The sequence below is a fragment of the Streptomyces ambofaciens ATCC 23877 genome (assembly GCF_001267885.1).
Lineage (GTDB): Bacteria > Actinomycetota > Actinomycetes > Streptomycetales > Streptomycetaceae > Streptomyces > Streptomyces ambofaciens.
In genome coordinates, this window is the sequence record NZ_CP012382.1 from 3925108 (window position 1) to 3941399 (window position 16292).

The 16292-nt window shown below is 73.4% G+C and carries 15 protein-coding genes; 11 read left to right on the top strand and 4 right to left on the bottom strand.

Going from position 1 to position 16292, the window contains the following annotated elements:
* The first annotated feature begins 251 nt into the window (after positions 1-251).
* On the top strand, positions 252-1079 hold the full coding sequence (locus tag SAM23877_RS17485) for a glycerophosphodiester phosphodiesterase (protein WP_053133723.1): 828 nt from the start codon (positions 252-254) through the stop codon (positions 1077-1079).
* 132 nt (positions 1080-1211) lie between these two features.
* Here the strand turns inward: SAM23877_RS17485 and SAM23877_RS41785 are convergent, their stop codons facing one another.
* A complete protein-coding gene (locus SAM23877_RS41785; protein WP_256359412.1) occupies positions 1212-1337 on the bottom strand; it encodes a hypothetical protein in 126 nt (41 codons plus the stop codon).
* On the opposite strand from SAM23877_RS41785, the gene SAM23877_RS17490 reads away from it, so the two are divergent.
* Both SAM23877_RS17490 and SAM23877_RS17495 read left to right on the top strand, forming a co-directional pair.
* On the top strand, positions 1294-1845 hold the full coding sequence (locus SAM23877_RS17490) for an ATP-binding protein (RefSeq protein ID WP_162492109.1): 552 nt from the start codon (positions 1294-1296) through the stop codon (positions 1843-1845). The genes SAM23877_RS41785 and SAM23877_RS17490 overlap by 44 nt on opposite strands.
* Before the next feature lie 466 nt (positions 1846-2311).
* Complete coding sequence (locus tag SAM23877_RS17495; protein ID WP_053133728.1) at positions 2312-3277, top strand: DUF5926 family protein; 966 nt, start codon at positions 2312-2314, stop codon at positions 3275-3277.
* Between the two features lie 362 nt (positions 3278-3639).
* Here SAM23877_RS17495 and SAM23877_RS17500 read toward each other — a convergent pair whose 3' ends face one another.
* Both SAM23877_RS17500 and SAM23877_RS17505 read right to left on the bottom strand, forming a co-directional pair.
* Positions 3640-4341 (bottom strand): hypothetical protein, encoded by a 702-nt coding sequence (locus tag SAM23877_RS17500; RefSeq protein ID WP_079030270.1) that lies wholly within the window; start codon positions 4339-4341, stop codon positions 3640-3642.
* A 55-nt stretch (positions 4342-4396) separates the two neighbouring features.
* Positions 4397-5062, bottom strand: a complete 666-nt coding sequence (locus SAM23877_RS17505; RefSeq protein WP_053133732.1) for a bifunctional DNA primase/polymerase — start codon at positions 5060-5062, stop codon at positions 4397-4399.
* 618 nt (positions 5063-5680) lie between these two features.
* On the opposite strand from SAM23877_RS17505, the gene SAM23877_RS17510 reads away from it, so the two are divergent.
* Together SAM23877_RS17510 and SAM23877_RS17515 are read left to right on the top strand one after the other, a co-directional pair.
* Positions 5681-7111: a PP2C family protein-serine/threonine phosphatase gene (locus SAM23877_RS17510; RefSeq protein ID WP_053133735.1), complete on the top strand. Its 1431-nt coding sequence runs from the start codon at positions 5681-5683 to the stop codon at positions 7109-7111.
* A 159-nt stretch (positions 7112-7270) separates the two neighbouring features.
* Positions 7271-8773, top strand: a complete 1503-nt coding sequence (locus SAM23877_RS17515; protein ID WP_079030739.1) for an aminopeptidase P family protein — start codon at positions 7271-7273, stop codon at positions 8771-8773.
* A gap of 104 nt (positions 8774-8877) precedes the next feature.
* Here the strand turns inward: SAM23877_RS17515 and SAM23877_RS17520 are convergent, their stop codons facing one another.
* Positions 8878-9345, bottom strand: coding sequence for an ATP-binding protein (locus SAM23877_RS17520; RefSeq protein WP_053133741.1), 468 nt, complete (start codon positions 9343-9345; stop codon positions 8878-8880).
* Positions 9346-9567: 222 nt separating this feature from the next.
* Here SAM23877_RS17520 and SAM23877_RS17525 point away from each other — a divergent pair, with 222 nt between their 5' ends.
* From SAM23877_RS17525 to efeB, 6 genes are all read left to right on the top strand, one after another.
* On the top strand, positions 9568-10446 hold the full coding sequence (locus tag SAM23877_RS17525) for a hypothetical protein (protein ID WP_053133744.1): 879 nt from the start codon (positions 9568-9570) through the stop codon (positions 10444-10446).
* A 313-nt stretch (positions 10447-10759) separates the two neighbouring features.
* Positions 10760-11518: a YcnI family copper-binding membrane protein gene (locus tag SAM23877_RS17530; protein WP_053133748.1), complete on the top strand. Its 759-nt coding sequence runs from the start codon at positions 10760-10762 to the stop codon at positions 11516-11518.
* A 129-nt stretch (positions 11519-11647) separates the two neighbouring features.
* Entirely contained in the window at positions 11648-12298 is a 651-nt protein-coding gene (locus SAM23877_RS17535; protein WP_053133751.1) for an SCO family protein, read from the top strand.
* Positions 12295-12774 carry a copper chaperone PCu(A)C gene (locus SAM23877_RS17540; protein ID WP_053133754.1) on the top strand — a complete coding sequence of 160 codons (480 nt, stop codon included), beginning with the start codon at positions 12295-12297 and terminating at the stop codon, positions 12772-12774. Before SAM23877_RS17535 ends, SAM23877_RS17540 begins: the two co-directional genes overlap by 4 nt.
* 13 nt (positions 12775-12787) lie before the next feature.
* Positions 12788-14896: a copper resistance protein CopC gene (locus SAM23877_RS17545; RefSeq protein WP_053133758.1), complete on the top strand. Its 2109-nt coding sequence runs from the start codon at positions 12788-12790 to the stop codon at positions 14894-14896.
* 8 nt (positions 14897-14904) lie between these two features.
* On the top strand, positions 14905-16227 hold the full coding sequence (gene efeB, locus SAM23877_RS17550; protein WP_053133761.1) for an iron uptake transporter deferrochelatase/peroxidase subunit: 1323 nt from the start codon (positions 14905-14907) through the stop codon (positions 16225-16227).
* Positions 16228-16292 lie beyond the last annotated feature (65 nt).

Consider the following 16292-nt stretch of genomic DNA (forward strand, 5'->3'; position numbering starts at 1 on the left):
CGGCTTCCACGGCTGTTTCTCGGTCACGGCGGTCGCGCTCGGCCCCACTCACGCGTCGCTCCCTGGGCCGGCGCGATACAGACGCGCGGTGTTTTTGTATGCCATCAGCTTTTCCCACGGGCCGTCAGAGCACCATAAGCGGTTGCTGTGGGTTCACGGTCGACCTTTACATCGGTCATCCAAGACTAAACGGACGGACGGTCGATGACTCCGGTGGCACGTCTACCCGCACGCGGTGGCACCATGACGCGGTGACCCACGCACGACAGCACCGGACTCAGGTCGTCGCCCACCGGGGAGCCTCCGAGGAGGCGCCCGAGCACACCCTGGCCGCGTACCGGAAAGCGATCGAGGACGGCGCGGACGCTCTCGAGTGCGACGTCCGCCTGACCGCCGACGGCCACCTGGTCTGCGTCCACGACTGGCGGGTCAACCGTACGTCCAACGGCCGGGGCGCGGTCTCGGCGCTGGAGCTCGCCGACCTGGCCGCGCTGGACTTCGGCGCCCGCAGGACGCGGGAGTTCTGGCGCACGCGTGACGAGCAGCCCGACTGGGAGCACCGGCCCGAGGACCGGGAGGAGACCTCCGTACTGACCCTGGAGCGCCTGCTCCAGCTGGTGTCCGACGCGGGACGGCGGGTGGAGCTGGCCATCGAGACCAAGCACCCCACGCGCTGGGCCGGGCAGGTGGAGGAGCGGCTGCTGCTGCTCCTGAAGCGGTTCGGGCTCGACGCCCCGGCCTCGGCGGCGGAGTCCCCGGTACGCGTGATGAGTTTCTCGGCGCGCTCGCTGCACCGGGTCCGGGCGGCGTCGCCGACCCTGCCGACGGTCTACCTGATGCAGTTCGTCTCACCCCGGCTGCGCGACGGACGGCTGCCCGCCGGTGTCCGGATCGCGGGTCCCTCGATCCGTATCGTGCGCAACCATCCCACCTACATCGAGCGCCTGAAGCAGGCCGGCCACCAGGTGCACGTATGGACGGTGAACGACCCCGCGGACGTGGATCTCTGCGTCGACCTGGGCGTGGACGCCATCATCACCAACCGGCCACGGGCCGTACGCGACCAGCTCGGCCACTGATTCGGCCGCAGCCCTTGACCCGGCGGGCCGACTGCCGCATTCTCCGGTCTCGGCCACACCGATGAAATCCAGCCATGCGATTACGGGGAGTACTCCGGCGCGTTCGGTACGTGTTCGACCGTGTCGAATGCGTCACTGCACGGAGAGCGGCCGGTTTCCGGTCCAGGCCGGAAGGGCATCCACACCGTGGCGTGGGGCGAAGGAGGTCTCGGGGGTGGCGTTGGTGGTGGCACAGGAAGTGCCCACGTCGTCGAGCATGGCCGTTCCCCATGGCCCTGCGGGCGTGGGGGAAGCGAGGCACCGCATGCGGGCGCAGTTGCGCAGCGGCGGTGTGGCGGAATCGGTCATCGACGATGCCGTACTGGTTCTTTCGGAGCTCTTGAGCAACGCGTGCAAGCACGGCAGGCCACTGGGCGGCGCCCTGGCCGGGGACGGCGACGTCCGTGCCGCGTGGCAGGTGGACGCGGGCGGCCGGCTCGTCGTGGAGGTCACGGACGGCGGCGGTCCGACCCGCCCGGCACCGGCGACCCCTTCGATCACGGCACGCGGCGGCCGCGGGCTGAACATCATCACCGCGCTCGCCGACGACTGGGGCGTGCGGGACGACGCCCGCGGAGAGGTCACCGTCTGGGTCGTCGTCCACGACGACGTGCACGACCCGGACGCCGCGCACCGCCGCGACGACTTCGCCACCCGGATCACGGCGCCCGCGGTCTCCGAGATGCCCGGCCTGGACTTCGCCGACGCCTTCGACGACCTCGGCTGACCCTCCCGTCCCGGCGCGAGCCGGCGAGTCGGCTCGCGCGGGGAGTCCGCGGGGAACACCCGGAGCGGGAGAAGGTACAGCGCGGGGGAGCGGACAGGGGCCCTCGGTACGGGTGACCCGGAGGGGCCCCGAAGGCGGACCGCCGCGCACGGGCACGCGGAGGCGGGTCGCCGCAGCCGAGCACCGGCACGCGGGCGCGCGGGCACGCGACGCGGGTCGCCCGACTCGGACACCCGGGGACGGTCGCCTGGAAGCGGGCGCCCGCAGGCGGGCCGCTGTGCACGGCCGCCGGCACGCGGGCCCCCCGTCCACGGCTCCCGGAGCCGCCCCCGGTCACGGGCCCCGGAGCCGTCCCGGACGGGGGTCGCCCGCAGGCGGCCCGTTGTCCACAGGGTCCCGTCGGTCACGGCGTGAACGGCTAGGCTCGCGCCCGTACGGATTGAGCCGCAACCGGGAGACACCCACGATGGCCAAGAAGCGACCCCAGACGAAGGCCAAGCGGCCGCAGCTCACCGACGGAGAGATCCCGGTCGTCGGCGCCCGCGAGCCCTGCCCCTGCGGCAGCGGCCGCCGCTACAAGGCCTGCCACGGCCGGGCCGCCGCGCACGCCACGACCGAGTTGGTGCAGCGCCCGTTCGAAGGGCTGCCCGGCGAGTGCGACTGGGTGGCCCTGCGTGAGCTGGTTCCGGCGGCCACGGTCGAGCTGACCCTGAAGGACGGCCTGCCCGAGGGCGTCCCCTCCGTCACCCTGGCCACGGTGCTGCCGATGGCCTGGCCGGCCCTGCGCCGCGACGACGGCACCGTCCTGCTCGGCCTGCAGAACGACACGGCGTCGGGTGACATCAGCCGCGACCTCGCCGACACCCTCCAGCGGGCGCTGACCGCCGAGCCGGGCAACCCGGTACAGGGCCGCCGGGCGCCCGCCGACGGCCCGCGGCTGCAGGACCTGCTCGCCCCCGAGGGGTCGTTCGAGCCGACGGTGCACTCGGGCTTCGAGTTCTGGGTCCCGGACGCGGAGAACGCCACACCGGAGGTGACCGCCTCCCTGGAGCGGGCCAACGCCGCGGCCATCCCGACCGTCCGGCTGCAGAGCGTGGACGCCGCCTACTGGTGCGAGACGCCGGAGAAGAACCACCTGCGCTGGGTCATGCCCCACGAGGAGGAGCGGCTTCTGGACGCTCTTGCCCGGCTGCACGCGGCCGGCCGGTCCTCCCTCGGCGAAGGCACCCGCCTCGTCGGCTCCTTCCGTGCGCACGGGCTCACGGTCCCGGTGTGGGACCTGCCCAGCGGTGTCACCGCGCAGGACGTCGAGAAGCCGGCGGCGGAGTTCGCCGAGCGCCTTGCCGAGGCCCTGGGCACGGACGCCCCGCTCACGCCCGACGAGCGCCGGGCACGGGGCGGCCTGACCAACCGGCAGGTCACCCTCAGCTGACACAGCGTCACGGGCGCCGCTCCGGCTGACCGACCGGTCAGCCGGGACTCCGGTCGAGGAACGCGTGACTCCGGTCACAACTCCCGGTGGAGTCAAGCCAGTACGTGACCGGAAAACAGGAGATCGAATTTGCTAACCGCCGATCTCTTGTTACCGTTCGAGTAGCCCGGTTGCTGGTGCATCCCCCGTCGCCAGCAACCGGGTCTTTTCATGCGCCCGGTCGCGCACGCACCGCAGTCGCCTCTCAACTCCCCGTTCGCACAAGGGAGTCGGCCGCCCGGCCTCCTCGGTCCCCGGCGCCGCAACCCTCCGGCCACCCGCGCCGCCACCGCCCCTCCGGTCGCCCGTGTCGCCGCCGCCGCTCAGTCGCCCCCGTCGCCGCCGTCACGCCCGCCGCCCCAGGCGCCCTCGGCCCGGTGTCCGCCGTCGGCCCGGTGACTCCCGTTGCTCCCGGTACGCAGCAGCAGCGGCCCGTACCCGGCCCGGCCCGCGAACTCGGCGACGGCCGTGTACTGGGCCGGCCCGCCCCGAAGCGGCTCCCGGGGTGTCTCACAGGTGCCCGGCTCGTCCTCGGCACCCACCGCGCAGCGCATCCGCACACTGCGCCCCTCGGGCCCCATGAGGCTCAGCACGGACTCCAGCGGGCCGCCGGTCGCGTTGCGGTAGTAGGTCCGCGCCCAGGTCTCCGCCCCCTGCGTGAGGACACAGGTCTGCGCCTCGACACCCTCGGGGGAGGTGAGCGCGGGACCGCAGCGCAGCGCGGTGGCCGGACCGGGCGGCAGCGCGGAGCGGACGGGGCCGGCCTGCGAGGGGACGCGGTCCGCTCCCCCGGGCACCTTGCCGTCACCGCCCCGCGGGAGGAGACGGACGGTCGGCGGGTCGCCCGGGCCCTCCGCCGTGCCTCCCGGGGGCCCCGCGGACGCCACGGCGAACGGCAGCACGACCGCGCCCGCCACGAAGGCGACGAGCCCGTACACACGGACCCGCCCGCGGTCCGGCCTGCCGCGGTCCGGCCCGCGACGGCGCGGCCCGGCGGCGCGGTGCTTCCCAGCATGAAGCGGCATGGGCGGACGATAACGACCGCGGACGGGCGCGGACTTCCCCGCGCGCCGGACACCCCTACAACTCGGGCGCGCTCACACCCGTACGAGTGAGGGCGTCGACCACCGCGTCCACCACGGCCTCGACGTCGGGCACCCAGGGCGAGGCGGAGCCGGGCAGCGGAGCCCGCTCCCAGCGGACGGCACCCCGGCCCGACTCGGACGGCGGCAGCGCGAGATAGCCGCCCTCGCCGTGGAACCGCAGGGAACCGGGGACGAAGTCCTTGGCGTAGAGCAGTTCGCCCAGCTGCTCCATGGAGTACGGCTTGACCAGCAGCGACCAGCGGGTGGGCGAGGCGACGACCGGGCCGAGCCTGAGGCCGGCGCGGTCGAGCGCGGCCAGCGCGTGGGCGGCCGGCAGCGCGGGCAGGGAGACCGCGCACGGAGCGGCGCCCCCGGTGGCCAGGACGATCGGCGCGGTGGGCCGGTTGCTCCACCACCAGCGCACCATGCGCGCGTCGGTGGTGGCCGCGAGGAGGCCCGGGTCGAAGGGATGCGCGCCGGGCACCGTGCACTCCGGGTCAGGGCAGCCGCAGCGCGACCGCGCCTGCGGGTCCGCCGCCACGCCCGGGAGTACGGGCCACTGCCATTGCGTCGCGTAGGTCAGGGCCGCGCCGATCAGCTCAGGCCGTCCGTCGTCGTGCCGGGACAGGAGCCTGCGTCGCCTTCCGAGGATCTCGCGCATGAGCGCTCGTTCCTTTCCGTTGCACGCCTGGCAACACCGTGGTCACATCACCATGTGTCGATCTCTTCGCTGTGCGTAGCTGGTGGCGCATCACACCCCCGCCGACGGCAAGGGGAACCCCTCTGGGCCGAGCACTGACTGCGTCTGCGGCGGTTCCGTCCACACTGCGTCCATCAAAAGCATGGGCGTGGCGCGGGGGTGGCGAAGTCTGGCGTTTTGCCGTCCCGAGTATTTCTCTCCGCCTCCACCACGGGAGGATGGGGCACGGTCGTCGGTGGATAGGACGCCCGGGTCCACCGCCAGGTTCCGGGTGGTCCCCGACCACCCCTGGCCTTCTCCGAGTACGTACCCATCACGACCGCTGTGACGCTCCGTAAAGCACCCCCAGTCGACCGCAACAAGCCGTCCTCCGGGGCAGTTTCAAGCCAATTTCGCATTTACGCAAGAGGCCGGGAAGAAAGCCGTCCACACCTCACGGACACCAGGAATCCCAGCAGGACAATGCTGGACATCTCCTTACGAGTGCGTGTACATGTGGAGACACTGCTGGCGGCGCAGAATGACATGGGGGTTTGCGATGCTTTTGAGCAGTAAGCGCCGGTCGGGAGGCCGGACGCCATGAACGCCCCGCACCCCGCGAAAGTGGCCGGAATCGATTCAACGGTTCCGTCCCCCGCACACACTGTCGCGTCCGCCTCCCCGGCCACCGCTCCGGACCCCACAGACACCGCGGACGCCCCGGCGGCCACGGACACCCACGCCGCGCCCTGCGCCCCCGGCACCCTGCTGCAGGACCGGCTGGCCGGCTGGGTCTCGGACCTCACGACGCTGCACGAGCTGACCGAGCGACTGGTCCGTACGGGCTCCCTCACGGAAGGCCTCCAGGAGATGCTGCGCGCCGGTGCCGCCCTGGTGGGCGCCCGGCGAGGTCTCGTCGTCCTGGAACCGGCGGACGGTCTCGGCCCGGACACCACCATCGGCCTCGGGCTGGCCCGCGCCGACCTCGGGCACATCGAGACCGTGCCCCGCGGCTCCGTGTCGTACGGGCGGATCCTCGACGGACTGCCGGTCGGCGAGGGCGGGATCGCCGAGCCCGACCTGTTCGCCGAGAAGGGCCTCGACCCGCGCCACCGCGAGGTCGCCGCCCGTCTCGGCTACGCCGCCAGCTACACGCTGCCGCTGGCCGCCGAAGGCGCCGGGCGTCTGGGAGCCGCCGTATGGCTCTACGACGAACCCGCCGAACCGGGTGAGCGGCCACGCCACCTCGCCGGCCTCTACGTCCGGTACGCGACCCAGCACCTGGCCCGCCTCCTGGAGGTCGAGCGCACGCGCGCGTCCATGGCGACGATGGCCGAGGAGCTGCTCCCCTCCCGCCTGCCGCGGGTGCCCGGCGTCCAGCTCGCCGCCCGGCACCACACCGGTCCGCGGGGCGGCGGCGACTGGTACGACGCGCTGCCCCTGCCCGACGCCGCGCTCGGTCTCGCCGTCGGGTCCGTCACCGGGTCCGGCCCCAGCGCGGTCGCCGCGATGGGACGGCTGCGCGCCTCCCTGCGGGCGTACGCCGTGATGGAGGGCGAGGACCCGGTCGCCGTCCTGTCCGACCTGGAGCTGCTGCTGCGGCTCACCGAACCCGCCCGCTCCGCCACCGCCCTGTTCGGGTACTGCGAGCCCGCGCTGCGCCGGATCACCCTGGCCGGCGCCGGGCACAGCCCGCCCCTGCTGATCGGGGAGCGGCGCACGGAGTTCGTCGAGACGTCCGTCTCCGCGCCGCTCGGCATGCTCGCCTGCTGGGAGGCGCCGAGCGTGGAACTCCAGGTCGCACCGGGAGAGACGGTTCTGCTGTACACCGACGGGCTGCTGCACCGCACCGGTGACCCGGCCGACCGCGCCTTCGCCCGGCTGCACGCGGCGGCGGCCGGCGTCCCCCGCGCGGAGCGCCGAGACCCGGCCGCGGTCGCCGCACACGTGCTGCGCACGATGCTGCCGGACGGGAAGGGCGAGGAGGACTCCGAGGAGGACGTGGTCCTGCTGGCGGTCAGGTTCGAGTGATCCGGCCGACGGCCCGGTTCGGACAACGGACACCGGCGCCGGTCTCGTCGCCCACAGCGGACGGCCGTGCCTCCGTGTAACGGGCCCTTCGGCCCTGGGCCCCCTTCCGTACGACCGTACGATGGGGGGTGGTCCAGTGCCGTATCAAGGAGGATGACCGTGGCGGAGGAGCTCAACCCGGAGATCTCGGAGAACCCGCAGACCCCGGAAGCCGCGCTCGAGGACGCCGCTGACGCGGCCGGTGACGAGCCGGTCAAGCAGCGCAAGAACGGCCTGTACCCGGGCGTGTCCGACGAGCTGGCCGAGAACATGAAGTCCGGCTGGGCCGACACGGAGCTGCGCGACCTGGAGCCGATCCCCCAGGCCGCCGAGACCGCCGCCCGCCGCGCCGCCCTGTCCGCCCGCTTCCCCGGTGAGCGCCTGGTGATCCCCGCCGGCAACCTGAAGACCCGCTCGAACGACACGGAGTACTCCTTCCGCGCCTCGGTCGAGTACGCCTACCTCACCGGCAACCAGACCGAGGACGGCGTCCTGGTCCTGGAGCCCGAGGGCGACGGCCACACCGCGACGGTCTACCTCCTGCCGCGCTCCGACCGTGAGAACGGCGAGTTCTGGCTGGACGGCCAGGGCGAGCTGTGGGTCGGCCGCCGCCACTCCCTCACCGAGGCCGAGAAGCGCTACGGCATCCCCGCCTCCGACGTCCGCGAGCTGACCGGATCGCTCCGCGAGGCCACCGGGCCGGTGCGGGTCGTGCGCGGGTACGACGCCGGTGTCGAGGCGGCGCTGACCGACAAGGTCACCGCCGAGCGCGACGAGGAACTGCGCGTCTTCCTCTCCGAGGCCCGCCTGGTCAAGGACGAGTTCGAGATCGGCGAGCTGCAGAAGGCCGTCGACTCCACCGTGCGCGGCTTCGAGGACGTCGTGAAGGTCCTCGACAAGGCCGAGGCGACCAGCGAGCGCTACATCGAGGGCACCTTCTTCCTCCGCGCGCGCGTGGAGGGCAACGACGTCGGCTACGGCTCGATCTGCGCCGCCGGCCCGCACGCCTGCACCCTGCACTGGGTACGCAACGACGGCCCGGTCCGCTCCGGCGACCTGCTGCTGCTCGACGCGGGCGTGGAGACGCACACGTACTACACCGCCGACATCACCCGCACGCTGCCGATCAACGGCCGCTACAGCGAGCTCCAGAAGAAGATCTACGACGCCGTGTACGACGCCCAGGAGGCCGGCATCGCGGCCGTGAAGCCGGGCGCCAAGTACCGCGACTTCCACGACGCGTCCCAGCGCGTGCTGGCCGAGCGGCTCGTCGAGTGGGGCCTGGTCGAGGGCCCCGTCGAGCGGGTGCTGGAGCTGGGCCTGCAGCGCCGCTGGACGCTGCACGGCACCGGGCACATGCTCGGCATGGACGTCCACGACTGCGCCGCCGCCCGCGTGGAGTCCTACGTCGACGGCACGCTGGAGCCCGGCATGGTGCTCACCGTCGAGCCGGGCCTGTACTTCCAGGCCGACGACCTGACCGTGCCCGAGGAGTACCGGGGCATCGGCGTGCGCATCGAGGACGACATCCTCGTCACCGCTGACGGCAACCGGAACCTGTCCGCCGGGCTGCCCCGCCGGTCGGACGAGGTCGAGGAGTGGATGGCGGCCCTGAAGGGCTGACCCGCGCTCCGACGGCCGGGCACCGCACCAGGTGCCCGGCCGTCGTCATGTCCCAGGGCGTGGAGGGCGCGGCCCTCGACGAGCTCAGCGGGGCGAGGCCGTGGTCACACCGCCACCAGCGGAGCGTCCGCGCGCCACTTGAGCACCTTGTCGAAGCTCACCACGGCGCCCGCCCGGCCGGGCGTGCTGCCGATGTGGACGTGGTCGGCGAGTTCCCGGATGAGACACAGGCCGCGGCCGTGCTCCGCGTCGGCGGACACCGGGCGCGCCGCTCCCTGCGCCCGGCCCGGGGCGGCCGCGGGAAATCCCGGGCCCGTGTCGGCGACCTCGATGCGGCAGCGTTCGCCGTCGAGGTAGGCCGTGACGCGGTACGCCTCCGAGGGGCCGCCGCCGGGTCCGGCGTCCCCGCCGTGCTCCACGGCGTTGGCGCAGGCCTCGCTCAGCGCTACAGAGAGGTCGAAGGAGATGTCGGGGTCGACGCCCGCGGTCTCCATGGTGCCGATCAGCAGGCGGCGGGCCAGGGGCACGCTCGCAGCCTCGCGCCGCAAATGGAGTGACCACCAGATGCTCATGCTCCAGCCTCCCGGCCGCGGCTCGACATACCGTTACGTATTGCCCCCCGTGCCTCTGCGTAAGCGCGCAGACCGCATGAGACCGCTCATATGGCGGATGTGGCCCTGCCGCCGATCGGTGTATGTGGGACGGCTCGCACCAGAGAGTGATCTTCCGGTCGTACGGCATCTTGTGGACCTGCCGTACGGCGCGAGGGGTGCCAGTGCGATGATGAGCCCGCCATGACTGCCCCCCACCCGCCAACGGCGCGCTCCGGGAACGAGACCCGGGTCCTGCGGGCCGCGGTGTTCGCCGCGGTCTGCGTCGTGCTGGCCGCGGCGGGGCACACGCTCGCCTCCTGTGCCACGGTTCCGCCGTGGTCCCTGGGCGCGGGATTCCTCGGGGCGGTCGTGGTCGCCGCACCCCTCGCCGGGCGCCGGCGCTCACTGCCCTGCATCGCGGCGTTGCTGACCGTCGGCCAGACGGCCCTGCACATCCTGTTCGGACTGGGCCAGCACGGCGGCACGGCGAACACGGCGTCCGGCACGGCCGCCGCCTCCGCCGGCGCACCGGGCGCACTGGCCACCGGCGGACCGGGCGCCGTGGCCGACGCCTCGCTCGTCGAGCAGGCCGCGCGGCTGGTCTGCGGAACGACCGCGGCGGCGATCAGCCCGGCCCAGGCCCAGCGGATCCTCAGCGACGCGCGGATCGCCCCGGGCACCGGCGCCCACGCCGAGGCCGCGCACCACCCCGCCGACCTCCTGTCGACCGCGGGTTCGACGAGCTCGCTGGTGCCCTCGCTGCCCATGCTGCTGGGCCACGTCCTCGCGGCCCTGGCCGCCGGCTGGCTGCTGCGGCGCGGGGACCTGGCCCTGGCCCGGCTCGTGGAACTCTCCACGCACTCGGCCCACTCGGTGGCCGAGGCGGCGCTCGTCCGCGGCCTGCGCGCGGCCCTCTCCCTGGTGCGCGCCCTGCACGCCGGGCTCGCCGGCAGCCCCGGCACGGGGCCCCGGCTGCCGCTCACCGCGCTGCCGGTGCCGCCCCGGCCGCGCACCACCGCACTCCATCACACGGTGACCAGGCGCGGCCCGCCGCGCGAGGCGTTCTCCCTCGCCGCCTGACACGACGCGACCACCGCTCCGCTCCGGCCCGTCGGCCTTCGCCCACCGGCACCGCCCCTGGCTCTGCCCGTCGGCGACCGGCCTCGGCCGGCCCGTCGGCCCTGTCCTTCGGCCTGCCCATCGGTCCACGACCGCCGGTTCCCACCGCCGGTTCCCGACCGACGGCCGCGCCCTCGGACCTGACCGCCGGTACGGCACCCGCCCGGAGCACGGAGGGCCCGCCGTCGTGCGGCACGCGCGCGTGCGCGCACCCCTCCCGTCATCCGTCACCGGCGCAGCGCCGGTGACCCACTCGAAGCGGAGTGTTCCGTCCATGAAGGCTTCTCGCATCGCCGCCGCCGGCGCCGTCTCCGGCATCGCCGTCCTCGCCCTGTCCGCCCCGGCCTTCGCGCACGTCAGCGTGCAGCCGGAGGGCACGGCCGCCAAGGGCGGCTACGCGACCGTGAACTTCAAGGTCCCCAACGAGCGCGACAACGCCTCCACCACCAAGCTGGAGATCAACTTCCCCGCCGACCACCCGCTGGCGTCCGTGATGCCGCAGCCGGTGCCCGGCTGGAAGGCGGAGGTCACCAAGTCCAAGCTGGACAAGCCGCTGGATGCGCACGGCAAGCAGCTCACCGAGGTCGTCAGCAAGGTCACCTGGACCGCCGAGGGCAAGGGCGTCGAGCCCGGCTACTTCCAGAAGTTCCCGGTCTCCGTCGGCGCGCTGCCCGAGGACGCCGACGAGCTGGTGTTCAAGGCGATCCAGACGTACTCCAACAAGGAGGTCGTGCGCTGGATCGAGGTTCCGCAGGAGGGTCAGGAGGAGCCCGAGACCCCGGCGCCCGTGCTCAAGCTGTCCGCCGCCGAGGACGACGCCCACGGCGCGTCGGGCGCCAAGGCCTCCGACGACACCGAGGCCGCCGCCCAGAACACCGCCGCCGACACCGCGTCCGACTCCGGCTCCGGCTCCGGTGACAGCAGCGACACCACCGCACGTGTCCTCGGCGTCGTCGGCATCGTCGTCGGCGCCGCGGGCGTCGCCTACGGCGTGCTGGCCGGACGTCGGCGCAACACCGGTGCCTCGGCGTAACGACGCCCGCGCCGGTGCGCCGGCCTGAAACGCCGGCGCATCCTCTCGTCCGGTGCGCGCCGGGTCCCTCCGCCGGTCAGGCGGAGCCCCGGCGCGCACCGGAGCACCTCACATCTGGGACATTCCTCTATGCGCAAGAAGACGTTCGCCGCGGCCGCCCTGCTCGCCGCCGCCACCCTCACCCTGTCCGCCTGCGGCAGCGGCTCCGACAGCGACAAGCCCGTCACCACGGTCTCCGAGGAGGCCGGCACGCAGGCGGCCACCGTCCTCGACAAGCCCTTCGAGAAGCCGGACCTGGTCCTCACCGACACCCAGGGCAAGAAGTACGACCTCCGCGAGCGGACCGCCGGCGCGCCCACCCTCGTCTACTTCGGCTACACGCACTGCCCCGACGTCTGCCCCCTGACGATGAACAACATCGCCGTGGCCAAGAAGCAGCTCTCCCAGGCCGACCAGGACAAGCTCCGCATCGTGTTCGTCACCACCGACCCGGAACGCGACACCCCGGCCGCACTCGGCGAGTGGCTCAAGGGCATCGACCCGCAGATCGTCGGCCTCACCGGCGACTTCGCCACCATCCAGGCCGGCGCCCGCACCCTCGGCATCTCCATCGACCCGCCGACCAAGGACAAGGACGGCAAGGTCGTCTCGACGCACGGCACCCAGGTCGTCGCGTTCTCCCCGAAGTCCGACGCGGGTTACGTCCTCTACGGCGAGGACGCCGGCGTCGAGGACTACACCGAGGACCTCCCCGAGCTCGTCAAGGGGGAGAACCCGTGAGGGGCCGCCCCGCTCTCGCCGCCGTGACGATGATCGGCGCCCTGGTCCTCGCGGGCTGCGGCGACTCGGACTCCGGTTCGGACTCCTCGGCGTCCGGGGCCGAACTCTCCGTCGGCGCCGCCTACATACCGCAGCCGGTCTCCGCCTCGATGGCGGCGGGCTTCCTCACCGTCACCAACGAGGGCGACTCCGGTGACGAACTGACCTCCGTCACCAGCGACGTCGGTGACGTCACCGTGCACGAGACCGTCGACGGGACGATGCGGGAGGTCGACCGCCTCCCGGTTCCGGCCCACGGCCGGCTGGTGCTCGAGAGCGGCGGCAACCATCTGATGTTCGAGAACCTGAAGCGGCGGCCCCAGGAGGGACAGACGGTCTCCGTCGAACTGCGCTTCGCCCACTCGGACCCCGTCACGGTCGAGCTGCCCGTGAAGGCGGCCACGTACCGGCCCGACGCCGATCACTCCGGACACTGAGGGAGGGACCACCTTGACGCAGACCATCGCCCCACGCGTCCGGACCCTGGTGCTGCTGCTCCTGGCCGCGGCCTGCGCGCTGCTCGCCGGCGCCGGTCCGGCCTCCGCACACGCCGCGCTGACCGGCAGCGACCCCCGGCAGGGGGCGGTGGTCGACAAGGCGCCGGACCACGTGTCGCTCACGTTCTCCGAGTCGGTCTCCATGGACGACGACTCGCTGCGCGTCTTCGACCCCCAGGGCAGGCGCGTCGACGACGGCAGCCCGTCCGGCACGGGCGGCACGGCCTACACGGTGAAACTGCACGCCGGGCTGCCCGACGGCACGTACACCGTGACCTACCAGGTCGTCTCCGCCGACAGCCATCCCGTCGCCGGCGCCTACACCTTCTCCATCGGCGCCCCGTCCGAGACCTCCGTCTCCGTCTCCACCACGGACGCCGGCGGCGGCGTCGTCGGCTGGCTGTACGGCATCGGGCGGTACGTGTCCTACGCCGGGTTCACCGTGCTGGTGGGCGGCGCCGCCTTCGTCCTCGGCTGCTGGTCGCGGGGCTCGGGGGTACGGGCGGTGCAGCGGCTGGTCGTCTCCGGATGGCTCGCGTTGACCTCCGCCACCCTGCTGCTGCTCCTGCTGCGGGGCTCGTACACCGGCTCCGGGAAGATCGGCGACGTCTTCGACCTGAGCCTGCTCGGCGAGGTGCTGCAGACCAAGACCGGCGCCTCACTGGTCTCCCGGCTGCTGCTGCTCGCGGCGGCCGCGCTGTTCGTCGCCGTGCTCTTCGGCGCCTACGACAAGCGTGAGGACGAGGAGAAGCGGGACCTCACCTTCGGGCTCGCAGTGGGCGGGACGGTCGTCGCGGCGGGCCTCGCGGCCACCTGGGCGATGTCCGAGCACGCCTCCGTGGGCCTTCAGGCCGGGCTCGCCATGCCCGTCGACGTCGTCCACCTGCTCGCCGTCGCCGCCTGGCTCGGCGGGCTCACCACGCTGCTCGTCGCCCTGTACCGGGCGCCCGCGGACTCCCCGGTCCCCGCCTCGGCCGTACGCCGGTTCTCGCGCGTCGCCTTCGGCAGCGTGGTCGCGCTGGTGGCGACGGGCACCTATCAGGCCTGGCGTCAGCTGGGCTCCTGGACGGCGTTCACCGACACGCGGTACGGGCAGCTGCTCCTCCTCAAGATCGGGCTCGTGGCGGTGCTGGTGGGCATCGCCTACCTCTCGCGTCGGTGGACGGCGCGGCTGGCGGAGACGGCGCCCGCGGTGGTCCGTCAGCGGGACGAGGAGCGGGTCAAGGCGTCCGCCGGCCGCCCGCCCGCCAAGGCACGGGCCACCGAGGCGGCGACCGGGGCTTCGAAGGCCACCGGGACGGCGACCGAGGCGTCGAAGGGCACCGGGACGACGACCGGGGCTTCGAAGGCCACCGAGGCGGCGACCGGGGCTTCGAAGGCCACCGAGGCGGCGACCGGGGCTTCGAAGGCCACCGGGACGACATCCGGGACGAAGAAGGGCTCCAAGAAGACGTCCGGGACGTCGGAGGGCCCCGGTGCCTCCCAGCGTGCCGCCCAGCTGGCCCGGCAGCGTGCGGCCGTGGACGCCGCCCGGCAGAAGCGGCAACGCGATGCCGACCCCCACCGCTTCGGACTGCGTCGCTCCGTGCTGGCCGAGGCGAGCGTCGCCGTCGTCCTGCTCGTCGTGACCACCATCCTCACCCAGACCGAGCCGGGCAGGACCGAGCAGGAGGCCGAGGCCGGTACCCCGTCCGCCACCTCCGCACCGGCCCCCTCCACCGGAGCGGTGACCCTGGACATGCCCTTCGACACCGGCAGCCAGAACGGCAAGGGCGTCGTGCGCGTCGAGCTCGACCCCGCGCGCGTGGGCGCCAACGACCTGCACCTCTACGTCGAGCGCCCGAACGGCAGCGCCTACGACGTCCCGGAGGTGAAGGTCGCCTTCACCCTCAAGGCCAAGGGCGTCGGGCCCCTGCCCGTCGCCCCCGACCACATCACCACCGGACACTGGTCGGCGAGCGGAGTGCAGGTTCCGATGGCCGGCGACTGGGAGGTCGCCGTCACCGTACGGACCTCCGACATCGACCAGGTGACCGTCTCCAAGAACGCGCAGATCGGCTGAACCGCACCATGGCTGACCAGTCCATCCCGGAGACCCGAGCCCCCGGCGCGCCCCGCGAGGCGCCCGGCGGGCCCGAGCCTCTCGGCCCTGAGAACACCGCCTCCGGCGACGGCATCTCCCGGCGGCGGCTCCTCGGCACCGCCGGTGCCACCGGGCTCGTGCTCGGCACGGCCGGCGCCGCCGCGGGATATGCCGCCGCGCCCTCCTCCGCGGCCACGCCGCTCACCTCACTGGGCAGTGAGGAGGTGATGTTTCACGGGAAACATCAGCCCGGCATCACCACACCGACGCAGGCCTGCGGCCACCTCGTCGCCTTCGACCTGAGGGCGGGGGCCGGCCGCAAGGAGGCCGCCGCGCTGTTGCGCCGCTGGTCCGACACCGCCCGGCGCCTGATGGCCGGCGAACCGGCCGGAACCCGCGACACGGACGTGGCCCGTGACGCGGGGCCCTCCTCGCTGAGCGTCACCTTCGGATTCGGTCACAGCTTCTTCGGCCGGACCGGCCTGGAGCAGCGGCGCCCGGTCGCGCTCGACCCGCTGCCCGACTTCTCCTCCGACCACCTCGACAAGAACCGCAGTAACGGCGACCTCTGGGTGCAGATCGGCGCCGACGACGCCCTGGTGGCCTTCCACGCCCTGCGCGCGATCCAGCGGGACGCCGGCTCGGCCGCCCGGGTCCGCTGGCAGATGAACGGCTTCAACCGCTCACCCGGCGCCACCGCCCACCCCATGACGACCCGCAACCTCATGGGCCAGGTCGACGGCACCCGCAACCCGAAACCGGCCGAGCCCGACTTCGACGAGCGGATCTTCGTCCCCGCGCAGCCCGGAAAGACCGAGCAGGCGTGGATGGCGAACGGCTCCTACGCCGTCGTGCGCCGCATCCGCATGCTCCTCGACGACTGGGAGCGGCTCTCGGTCAAGGCCCAGGAGGACGTCATCGGGCGCCGCAAGTCCGACGGGGCGCCCCTGTCCGGGGGCGCCGAGACGACCGAGATGGACCTGGAGAAGACGGACGCGAACGGGAGCCTGGTCGTTCCGATCAACGCCCATGCCCGCATCACGCGCCCCGACCAGAACGGCGGCGCGGCCATGGTCCGCCGCCCCTTCTCGTACCACGACGGATTCGACGCGGACGGCGTCCCGGACGCGGGCCTGCTCTTCGTCTGCTGGCAGGCGGACCCGCTGCGCGGTTTCGTGCCGGTGCAGCGCAAGCTGGACCGGGGGGACGCGCTGTCGCCGTTCATCCGGCACGAGGCGAGCGGTCTCTTCGCCGTCCCGGGCGGCGCGGCGGAGGGAGAGTACGTGGGACAGCGGCTTCTGGAGGGGTGAAACCGGCCCGGAATCACCCCGGGGAAGGGCATGTGCGAGACGCGTGAGCCCGCTCTCCCCGGGCC